This is a genomic window from Streptomyces sp. ActVer (assembly GCF_027270795.1).
Lineage (GTDB): Bacteria > Actinomycetota > Actinomycetes > Streptomycetales > Streptomycetaceae > Streptomyces > Streptomyces umbrinus_A.
Window position 1 is genome coordinate 1 of the sequence record NZ_JAPWHT010000495.1, and the last position, 7,407, is coordinate 7,407.

Consider the following 7,407-nt stretch of genomic DNA (forward strand, 5'->3'; position numbering starts at 1 on the left):
CCTCCCCCACTCTCGGCTTCGCTCGAGCGGGGGGACCCCCATCGTCCCTTACTCAGGGGCTCCGCCCCCGAACCCCCAAAAGACTGCGCAGTTCCCCGCGCCCCTTTTGGGGGCGCGGGGAACTGCGCGATCAGCCACAACGCACCTGCGCCCGAAAGGACACCCCACGGGGTCTGGGGCAGAGCCCCAGAGGGACGGGAACGGGTAGGGGCGGTGGGGGCGAGAAACCTAGCGGTCAGCCACCCTCATTTCGAACCATGTCGTCTTGCCGCGAGGCAGGAGGTCGACGCCCCAGCGGTCGGAGAGTTTGTCGACGAGGAACAGGCCCCGGCCGCTCACGTCCATTTCCTGGACCGGCATGAGGCAGGGGAGGCCACGGGAGGGATCTCGGACCTCGATCCGGATCCAGCCCCGGCGGCGCCGCATGCGGAGGCCGAACACCCGCGCACCCGTGTGCCGCACGGCATTGCCCACAAGCTCCGAGACCAGTAGGACGGCGTCCTCGGTCATCTTCGGCGAGAGCCCCCAGTGACGCAGAACCACGACCTGGGTCAGCCGACGTGCGGCGGCCGCGGACTCGGGCCGGGAGGGCAACGGCACCTCCCCCTCGGTCGGATTGCCGAACAACTCCAGCGCCTTGAGCGCGTGTTCGTCCTCGACCGCGGGCGACCAGCGCGCCGCGGTCGCACTCCCGTGCCGCCGCGGCTGTTCGATACCCTCCAGCCCCGCCATGCCCCCATCATGGCCGCCCAGAGGCCCCGTTGGGGGCGTTCCGGAGGAATACGCCCCCCGGAACCCCCCATTCCGCCCGATTCGATCGGCATATGCCAGCGGCAGTTCGGTGGCGATCGCGGCCCGTCTGGCCTGCGGGAACAGCCTCGTCCGGGGCAATCGCCCGCAGCCCTCGACAAGGAAGTCTTAAGGTTGCCTTAAGGCTCGGATAAACCGCCCCTTCGAGGGACGCGGGTAAGACATCGCGTCAACTGCAAGTGGATCAGCGGAATTCGGCGGGTGACTTTCACGGCACCCGCACCCCTTGCCGCCGACACCCACAACCCCTTGCCGCGGACGCCCACAGCCCCTTGCGCCGGACGCACCTACCCCGGTCAGAGGAACTTCGCCTTGCCCGGCCCCTCCTCCACGAAGCTCTTCATGCCCCGCTCCCGGTCCTCGGTGGCGAACAGCCCGGCGAACCAGTTGCGTTCGATGGCGAGCCCGGTCTCGATGTCCGTCTCCAGACCCGCGTCGATGGACTCCTTGGCGGCACGCAGCGCGAGCGCCGGCCCCTGGGCCAGTTTCGCGGCCCACGCGTGCGCCTCGGCGTACACCTCGTCGGCCGGTACGACCCGGTCGACCAGGCCGAGCGACAGGGCCTCGTCGGCCTTGACCATGCGGCCGGTGAAGATGAGGTCCTTGGCCTTGGAGGGGCCGATCAGGCGGGACAGGCGCTGGGTGCCGCCCGCGCCCGGGATCAGCCCGAGCAGGATCTCGGGCTGGCCCAGCTTGGCGTTGTCCGCGGCGATGCGGAAGTCGGCGCAGAGCGCCAACTCGCAGCCCCCGCCCAGCGCGTAACCCGTGACCGCGGCGACGACCGGCTTGGGGATGCGGGTCACGGCGGTGAAGGAGTCCTGCAGGGCACGGGACCGTACGACCATCGCCGCGTGGTCCATGGCCTGCATCTCCTTGATGTCCGCGCCCGCCGCGAACACCTTCTCGCCGCCGTAGAGGATCACCGCGCGCACGTCCTCGCGGCGCGTGGCCTCCTCGGCGAGCTCCTTGAGGCGGTCCTGCGTGGCGACGTCCAGCGCGTTCATGGGCGGGCGGTCGAGACGGATCGTGCCGACACCTTCGGCGACTTCGAGATGCACAGTCATGAAGGCAGGTTAACGGGGGCTAACGGCGACGGCCCCGGTGTGCTGCGTCACAGAGGAGCAGCGCACCGGGGCCGTACAAGCCGCGACAAGGCGGGCCGGGAGAGGCGTGGTCAGTGCCGCCCCCAGGCCCGGGCCGTCACGCCTTCCACTTCTCCCACGACATGTTCCAGCCGTTGAGCCCGTTGTCCGGTTCCACGACGCGGTCGTCGGAGTTCTTCACGACCACCACGTCACCGACGATCGAACGGTCGAAGAACCACGCGGCAGGCGCGCCGCGGTCACCGCCGCCGCGCTGGTCGCGCAGGCCGATGCAGCCGTGGCTGGAGTTGTAGTTGCCGAAGGCGTCGCCGCCCCAGTAGTTGCCGTGGATGAAGGTGCCCGACGTGGTGAGCCGCATCGCGTCCGGCACGTCCTTGATGTCGTACTCGCCGCCGTAGCCGACCGTCGCACCGTTCATACGGGTCACCCTGAGGCGCTCGGTGATGACCATCTGGCCGTTCCAGGTCTCGTAGCCGGGCTTGCCCGCCGTGACCGGGATGGTCCTGATGACCTTGCCGTCGCGCTTGACAGTCATCTTCTTGGTCTTGACGTCGACGGTGGAGACCTGGCTGCGGCCTATCGTGAACTTCACGGTCCTGGTCTGCTCGCCGTAGACACCGGGCCGGCCCTCGACGCCGTCGAGGTTGAGCTTCACGGTGACCTTCGTACCGGGCTTCCAGTACTTCTCGGGGCGGAAGTCGAGGCGGTCGTTGCCGAACCAGTGGCCCTCGACGTCGACCGCCGGCTCGGTCTTGATGTCTATCGCCTTCTCGACGTCCTCGGGCTGCGTGATCCCCCGCGTGAAGTTGACCGAGAAGGTCGTCCCGACGCCGACCTTCGAGCCGTCCTCGGGCGTGAAGATGCCGACGAACGTGTTCTTCGGGGTCAGCGTGGTGAACGCGGACTCCTCCGCCGCCTCACGGCCCTCGGAGTCCTTGGCCACCGCGTGGACCTTGTACTTGGTGGACGCGGCGAGATGCGTGTCGGGCGTCCAGGTCGCGCCCCCGTCGGTGATCTTCCCCTCGACCGGGTTGCCCTTGGTGTCCTCGACCTCGACCTCGGTCAGCTTGCCCTTGGCCGCCGTCACCTTGAGCGCGCCGCTGGTCTTCACACCGTCGGCGCCGTCCTTCGGGGCCACGGTCACGACCGCCTGCGAGACCTTGGTGTCCGCCTGGCCGGAATCCTTGTCCCCGCCCTTCCCCGAGCCGGACCCGGAATCCGAGTCCCCTCCCCCGCCGCATGCGGTCACGACGAGCATCAGACTCCCCAGCGCCAGTGCCAGGGCCCCCTTTCCACGCCGTGTCCGCGCGCCAACCGACGCCCCCGATATCGGTCGCCCGTTCAAGTTCGTTCTCCCCTCGCACGGCCTGATCAAGGCCCGCACTACCCATCGTTGGTCGCCCCGTGACGCCTGGGCCCATGGCGGGAGCCCGCAGCTCACAGCCGCGTCCCACGCGTGTATCGCGCTAATTAATCACACCGCCAGGAGCGTTGACCTCCCGGGATTGTCACTGTTCAGTCCCAACTTCAACAGCCCGCGGGGCTGTCGGCGCACGTCTTGTGCGTACCCCTTTGTCGGTCTACTTCACCGCGGAGCCCGCCTTCCATGCCTTCCATCCCATGTTCCACCCGCCGAGGCCGTTGTCAGGAGCGACCTTCTTGTCATTGCTGTTGACGACTTCGACGACGTCACCGATGAGGCTGCGGTCGAAGAACCAGCCCGCCGGGGTCGCGGAGCTGCCGCCCTTCACATCGCGCAGGCCCACGCAGCCGTGGCTGACATTGGCGGTGCCGAAGACGCCCTGCGCCCAGTAGTTGCCGTGCAGGAAGGTCCCGGAGGTGGTGAGGCGCAGTGCGTGCGGCACGTCGGGGATGTCGTACTCGCCCTTGCCGTCGGCGTCGGTGAAGCCGACCGTCGCGCCGTTCATCCGGGTCACCTCCAGCATCTCGGTGACCACCATCTTCCCGTTGTACGTCGTGCTCTTGGGGGCGCCAGCGGTGATCGGCACGGTGGAGAGGACCTCGCCGTCGCGGCGCACCTCCATGGTGTGGGCGGCGGCGTCGACGAGGCTGACCTGGCTGCGGCCGACCGTGAACGAGAAGGTCTTGTACTGCAGTCCGTACACGCCCGGGGCCGCCTCGACGTCGCGCAGCCGCAGCGCGACGGTGACCTTGGTGCCCGGCTTCCAGTACTCCTCGGGCCGGAAGTCCAGACGCTTCTCGCCGAACCAGTGCGGGGCGATCTCCACCTCCGGCACGGAGGTCACGCGGACGGCGCGCTCGACCGCCGCGCGGTTCTCGATCACGCGGTTGAAGTCCAGCGAGACGATCATTCCGGTGCCGACCGTGGAGCGGTTCTCGGGCATGACGTATCCGATGAAGCGCTCGTCGGGGACGGACGTCGTGAACGTCGAGTGCCGGGCCACCCGCCGGCCGTGGCCGTCGAGCGCGACCACGTCGACGGAGTACTTGGCGGCCAGGGCCAGTCGGGGCTCGTCCGGACGCCAGGTCATGCCGTCCTCGGCGATCCGGCCCGGCACCGGGAAGTCCTGCGCGTCCTGGGACCTGACGGCCTTCACCGACTCCAGGCGCCCGGCCGGCACCCGTACCCGCAAGGTCTCCTCGGGGCGTACGGCCTTGCTGCCGTCGTCCGGTGAGACTCGGATCGTTTCCTCGGGCGAACGGGGCTTGCCGAGCACCTGGTCCACGCCGTGCGAGGTGCATCCCGCGGCTCCGGCCAGCAGCCCTGCCCATGTCAGTACGGCGGCCATCGCGGCCCCTGCGCGCGCCGCGCGCGTCTGTGCGTGCATCACGTGGGGCCCAACGACGAACCGGCCCCGGGGAAGTGGGGGACGCCTCATCCGCCCGGGGCCGGTCAGCCCTCTCCTGGGGAAACGTGAGTGCGAGCCCGGCGGTGGGCAGAACAGTGGGAAGGACGACGCGACGGGGAGCCGTGGCCGGGACGCCACGGCATCTCCGCGCGTCGCTCCCATCGAGCCGCAGGAGGCCGTGAGGTGTCGAGCGCAGCCGAGCAGGAGGCAGTGCAGGAGGGGCGCGCCCCGGATGTCGGGCTGCCCGCGCAGCCCGCTCCCGTGCTGAACGGCAGTCCGCGCGTCGCGCCGGCCGTCCCCGTGTGGCCCGGTGCGCCGACCCCGCTCGGGGCGCGTTTCCGGACCGGTCCCGACGGTGTCTCGGGCACCAACTTCGCGCTGTGGGCGGGCGGTGCCGAGTCCGTCGAGCTGTGCCTCTTCGGCGAAGCCGGCGACTCCGAAGGCCCGGGCGGCGAGGGCACCGAGATCCGGGTGCCCCTCACCGAGCTGACCCACGAGATCTGGCACGGCTTCGTGCCCGGCGTGCGGCCCGGGCAGCGGTACGGCTTCCGGGTGCACGGCCGCTGGGACCCGTGGACCGGCGCCCGCTGGAACCCGGCGAAGCTGCTCCTCGATCCGTACGCCCGTGCCGTGGACGGCGACTTCACGCTGCCGCCGGAGGTGTACGGGCATGTGCGCGACTGGCCCCAGCAGCAGGTCGCGGACACCGTGCGCGACGACCGGGACTCCGCTCCGTACGTCCCCAAGGGTGTCGTCGTCCACGACGACGCGCCCGACGACGAATGGACGGACGACCGCCGCCCGAAGACGCCCTGGGCGGACTCGGTCATCTACGAGCTGCACGTGCGCGGTTTCACGAAGCTGCACCCGGACATCCCGGAGGAACTGCGGGGCACGTACGCGGGGTTGGCGCATCCGGCGGCGATCGAGCACCTGGTGAAGCTGGGCGTGACGGCGGTGGAGCTGCTGCCGGTGCACCAGTTCGCGCACGAGGACCATCTGCTGCGCCGGGGCATGAAGAACTACTGGGGCTACAACTCGATCGGCTACTTCGCGCCGCATGCCGGGTACGCGGCCTCGGGGACGACCGGCCAGCAGGTCGGCGAGTTCAAGAGCATGGTGCGCGCGCTGCACGCCGCGGGTATCGAGGTCATCCTCGACGTGGTCTACAACCACACGGCGGAGGCGGGTGAGCTGGGCCCCACGCTGTCGCTGCGCGGCATCGACAACCGCGGCTACTACCGGCTGCAGAGCGACGCCCGGCGGTACACGGACTACACGGGCTGCGGCAACACGCTCCATGTGGTGCAGCCGCACGTGCTGCGCCTGATCACGGACTCGCTGCGCTACTGGGTGACGGAGATGGGGGTGGACGGCTTCCGGTTCGACCTGGCGGCCGCGCTGGCCCGCTCCATGCACGACGTCGACATGCTGTCCCCGTTCCTGGCCGTCATCGCCCAGGACCCGGTGCTGCGCCGGGTGAAGCTGATCGCCGAGCCGTGGGACGTCGGCTCCGGCGGCTATCAGGTGGGGGCCTTCCCTCCCCTGTGGACCGAGTGGAACGACCGCTACCGCAATGCCGTACGGGACTTCTGGCGGGGCGCGCTGCCGGACGTACGGGATCTCGGGTACCGCCTGTCGGGGTCGAGCGACCTGTACGCGTGGGGCGGGCGGCGGCCGTACGCCTCGGTGAACTTCGTGACGGCCCACGACGGCTTCACCCTGCGTGACCTGGTGTCGTACGAGCGCAAGCACAACGAGGCCAACGGAGAGGGCAACCGGGACGGCACGGACGACAACCGCGCCTGGAACTGCGGCACGGAGGGCGAGACGGAGGACGCCCGCGTACGGGGCCTGCGGCGCCGCCAGTTGCGCAACCTCCTCACCACCCTGCTGCTGTCCACCGGTGTGCCGATGCTGGTCGCGGGCGACGAGCTCGGGCGGACTCAGGGGGGCAACAACAACGCGTACTGCCAGGACAACGAGATCAGCTGGATCGACTGGACCCTGCTCGACGATCCCGACTGGCGGGCCCTCTTCGACCTGACCGCCCGCCTGATCGCCCTCCGCCACGCCCATCCCGTCCTGCGGCGGCGGGCCTTCTTCTCCGGCCGCGCCCACTCGGCCGACGGGCTGCGCGACCTGGCGTGGTTCACGGCCCGCGGCGCGGAGATGACGGAACGGGACTGGTACGCGCCCGCGGCGACGCTCGGCATGTACCTGTCCGGTCGGGACATCCCCGGCCGGGACGCGCGAGGCGTACCGGTCACGGACGACAGCTTCCTGGCCGTCCTCCACGCGGGCGACCGTCCCACGAGCTTCGTCCTGCCCGGGGCGCCGTGGGCGGAGCGCTACGAGGTCGTCGTCGACACATCGCGGGAGGAGCAGGAGGAGACGCCCGGGGTGGTCCACCGGGCGGGGGCTGCGATCACTGTGCCGGCGCGGGCGGTTCTGTTGCTGCGGGTGGCGGGGTAGGACCTTGCTCGCCCCCGCCGCCCCTACCCATTCCCATCACCTACTCAGGGGCTCCGCCCCCGAACCCCCGCCAAAAGATTGCGCAGTTCCCCGCGCCCCTAGGTCTTCAGGGGCGCGGGGGACTGCGCGACCAGCCACAACGAACCCGCACCCCACCGCGTGGGCGGGCGGGTCAGCCCAGGATTCCC

5 protein-coding genes are annotated in these 7,407 nt (G+C 70.3%); 1 reads left to right on the forward strand and 4 read right to left on the reverse strand.

Features of this window, described 5'->3' with window-relative positions; genetic code table 11:
- Positions 1-228: 228 nt before the first annotated feature.
- From O3Q52_RS45230 to O3Q52_RS45245, 4 genes are all read right to left on the reverse strand, one after another.
- On the reverse strand, positions 229-837 hold the full coding sequence (locus tag O3Q52_RS45230; protein ID WP_269654327.1) for an ATP-binding protein: 609 nt from the start codon (positions 835-837) through the stop codon (positions 229-231).
- Positions 838-1,106: 269 nt separating this feature from the next.
- Positions 1,107-1,874 carry an enoyl-CoA hydratase/isomerase family protein gene (locus tag O3Q52_RS45235; protein WP_269654323.1) on the reverse strand — a complete coding sequence of 256 codons (768 nt, stop codon included), beginning with the start codon at positions 1,872-1,874 and terminating at the stop codon, positions 1,107-1,109.
- Between the two features lie 136 nt (positions 1,875-2,010).
- Positions 2,011-3,258, reverse strand: a complete 1,248-nt coding sequence (locus tag O3Q52_RS45240; protein WP_269654324.1) for an Ig-like domain-containing protein — start codon at positions 3,256-3,258, stop codon at positions 2,011-2,013.
- A gap of 235 nt (positions 3,259-3,493) precedes the next feature.
- Positions 3,494-4,726: an Ig-like domain-containing protein gene (locus O3Q52_RS45245; RefSeq protein WP_269654325.1), complete on the reverse strand. Its 1,233-nt coding sequence runs from the start codon at positions 4,724-4,726 to the stop codon at positions 3,494-3,496.
- Between the two features lie 201 nt (positions 4,727-4,927).
- On the opposite strand from O3Q52_RS45245, the gene glgX reads away from it, so the two are divergent.
- Complete coding sequence (gene glgX, locus O3Q52_RS45250) at positions 4,928-7,219, forward strand: glycogen debranching protein GlgX (RefSeq protein ID WP_269654326.1); 2,292 nt, start codon at positions 4,928-4,930, stop codon at positions 7,217-7,219.
- Positions 7,220-7,407: the final 188 nt, after the last annotated feature.